Source organism: Alienimonas sp. DA493 (assembly GCF_043951915.1).
Lineage (GTDB): Bacteria > Planctomycetota > Planctomycetia > Planctomycetales > Planctomycetaceae > Alienimonas.
The window spans coordinates 1-2,887 of record NZ_JBINJD010000278.1; the positions used below are offsets into that span (position 1 = coordinate 1).

Here is a 2,887-nt window from a genome sequence, read left to right on the forward strand (position 1 = left end):
CTCCCTCACGGTCGGGGCTCAGGGGGCGGCGGGCGCCGCGTCCGCCGCGAAGCTGACCTGTTCGAACCCCGAGGCCCGGGCCGCGTCGTAGACCCGCACCACGTCGCCGGCCGGGACGGCGCCGCCGACGTCGAGGATCACCGGCAACTCGCCCGCCGCGTCGGCCGCCGCGAGGCCGCGGAACGCCTCCTCCAACGCCTCCAGACCCGGGTAGGTGCGTTCGTTGACGGTGACGGTCGTCAGGTTCCCGGCCCGGTCCAGCCGCACCCACAGCTCGCCCAGCGGCGGGGGCGGTTCGTCCTCGGGCGCCACGTTCGACTCGATCGCCGTGCCGCTGAGTTCTGTGGCGAGGACCTGCTCGCTGACCCGGCCCACGCTGGCGCAGATCCAGAAGGTGAGCAGGAGGAACACCAGATCGATCATCGGCGTGAGGGCCTGCTCGCGGCGGGCCTCCGCGTCGTCGTGCCGTTTGGGGAGCTTCATCGGTCCCCCCCGCCGCCCTCACGCTGGAGCACCGCGAATTTCACGTCCCGCACGCCGGCTTCGGCGCAGGCGACCAGCAGCGGTTCGACCTCCGAGAACGGCGCCGCCCGGTCGCACCGCAGCCGCACTTCCGGATCGGGCTTGGAGCCCGCGTCGGCGAACAGCGCCGCGACGAACACCCGATCCCGCACCTGCCCGGCCACCCGCAGCGTGCCGTCGGCGGCGACCGTCACCGTCACGCGGTTCGGCGTCGCCGCCTCCGCGGCGGCGGCGAGCGTGGCGCTGGGCAGGTCGACCCGCTCCCCGGCGTCGATCTTCACCAACTGGGAGGCCGCCAGGAAGAAGGTGACCAGCAGGAAGGTGACGTCGATCAGCGGCGTCATGCTGAACCGCAGCGTCGTCCGGCGGCGGGCGGGCGTCCTCACAGCCCGGCCCCCCGCCGCCCCAGCGGCGCCACCGGCCCCGCGGGAGCCTGCTGCGGGGGCGTCGGAGACGCCGAGGCCCCGCGGGACCTCGTCGGGGCGGGCTTGGAGGCCGGGGCGCTCCGCCGCAGTTCGCTGAAGATGTGCTCCGCGGCGCCGGCGGCCTCGGCGACCAGTTCGTCGATCCGGTTCCGCAGCAGGGCGAAGGAGGCCACCGCCGGCACCGCCACGCCCAGCCCCAGCAGGGTGGTGACCAGCGCCTTGAAGATGCCCGGGGCCAACTCGGAGACCTGCGGGTTCGCCTTCGTGCTGAACTCGTTAAAGGCCAGCATCATGCCCCAGACGGTCCCCAGCAGCCCGAGCATCGGGGCGACGGTGGCGATCACGGACAGGTACTCCGCCCGCCGGGTCAGCCGGGCGGCCTCCTCGGCGGCGGCGTCCTCCATCGCCTTCTCCGCCGCCTCGTAACCGCGGTCCGCCTCGACGGCCCCGGCGTGCACCAGCCGGCCCAGCAGGCCGCCGCGGCGGGCGGCGACCTCCGCCGCCTCCTTGAACCGTTTGCGGGAGATCAGCCCGTGGGCCTCGCCCGCCAATCCGCGGGGCAGCAGCCGGCCGCGCCGCACGGCGAGCATCTGTTGCACGATCAGCGCCACCATCGCCACGGAGAGGGCGACGATCAGCAGCCCCACGACCCCGCCGGCTTCCAGCAGTTCGCGCAACTCCGGTCCGCCGGCGGCCTCGGGCGGGGCCTCCGCCTCCTGACCGAACGCGACGGGCGTGAAGAGCAGCGCGACCGCGGCGACGCACGTGCGGGGAAGATGGCGGGGCACGACGCGGCGGGGTGGGATTGGGGGGCGGGCGGGGGAGTTTAGGGGGAGTCCGCCGATGCCGGAACGGCAGTCGCGGCGGCGGCCGAGCCGTCGTCGGTCACCCTGTCGTCGGCCGCCCTGTCGTCCGCCGCCCCGTCGGCGGGGGCGGCCGGGGCGGGGCGGAACTCGTCGAGCCGACGGCGGGCGTCCTCGGCGGCCTCGGCGAAGGGGAACCGGGCGACGGCCTCCCGCCACAGCCGGATCGCCGCCGACGGGTCGCCCTGCCGCAGCAGATCGCCGGCCCGCAGCAGGCCGTCGGCGGCCCGGACTGGGTCGGCCGAGTCCGTCACGGGAGACCACAGGAACGCCTCGACCGCCTCGTCGCTCCGCCCCGCCGCCTCAGCGGCGACGCCGAGCGTGAACAGCGGCCCGGCCCGCAGCGGCTCCGGCAGCCCGTCGATCCGGCGGCGGGCGGCGTCCAACTCCGTCCGGGTTCCCTCGCCGGCCAACAGCTTCGCCCGCCAACGCTGGAGCCGGGCCAGCTCCGCAATCTCGCTGGAACCCGACCGGCTCAGCCGCTGCAGGACCTCCACGGCGCCGGCCCGGCGGGCGGGGGAGCCGACCAGCACGCCGGCGCCGAGCAACTGCTCCACGTCGTCCGGGCCGTGGATCCAGCGGTTCGCCGCGGCGAGGTCGTCGCCCCGCGGCGGGCGGTCGCCCCAGGGGACCGGCATCAGCCCCAGCCGCTCGGTCGCCCCCGGATCGCTGCGGTACAGGGCGAGGAACCGCCCCCCGGCGGACGCCCGGTCCGCGGCGGCGAGGTCCGCGGTGATCAGCGCCGCGAGAATCTCCCGCCGCACCCACTCCCGCGGTTCCTGTTCGAGGGCGGCGGCGAGCTTCTCCCGGGCCGCCGCCGCGTCCCGCTCCGCCCAGGCCCGCAGGCCGGCGAGGTGATCCGGCAGCCGCGGGGTCGTCACCTTCACCACGTCGCCCGCCGGGAAATCCAGCAGCGCCCCGGTCGGCGCCCGCAGCGACAGCAGGTTCGAGTCGTAGGCGACCACCTCCCCCACCGCGTCCCGCCGCCCGCCGTCCTCGGTGCGGACCGTCACCACGTCCTCCGCGGCCGCGGTCGCGGCGAGAACCGCCGCCAGCACGACGGCAGCGCCCGTGGAG

General features: G+C 76.2%; 4 protein-coding genes. All 4 read right to left on the reverse strand.

Features of this window, described 5'->3' with window-relative positions:
* Positions 1-18: 18 nt before the first annotated feature.
* Positions 19-483 (reverse strand): ExbD/TolR family protein, encoded by a 465-nt coding sequence (locus ACG2DA_RS22265; RefSeq protein WP_395258824.1) that lies wholly within the window; start codon positions 481-483, stop codon positions 19-21.
* A complete protein-coding gene (locus tag ACG2DA_RS22270; protein ID WP_395258826.1) occupies positions 480-908 on the reverse strand; it encodes an ExbD/TolR family protein in 429 nt (142 codons plus the stop codon). Before ACG2DA_RS22270 ends, ACG2DA_RS22265 begins: the two co-directional genes overlap by 4 nt.
* Positions 905-1,735: a MotA/TolQ/ExbB proton channel family protein gene (locus ACG2DA_RS22275; protein WP_395258828.1), complete on the reverse strand. Its 831-nt coding sequence runs from the start codon at positions 1,733-1,735 to the stop codon at positions 905-907. Before ACG2DA_RS22275 ends, ACG2DA_RS22270 begins: the two co-directional genes overlap by 4 nt.
* 38 nt (positions 1,736-1,773) lie before the next feature.
* Positions 1,774-2,887, reverse strand: a 1,114-nt coding sequence (locus ACG2DA_RS22280; RefSeq protein WP_395258830.1) for a tol-pal system YbgF family protein, incomplete at its 5' end; no start/stop codon positions are given.

Coding starts and splice junctions, on each gene's coding strand:
- ACG2DA_RS22265 (WP_395258824.1), bottom strand. CDS start 483: ATGAAGCTCCCCAAACGGCACGACGACGCGGAGGCCCGCCGCGAGCAG.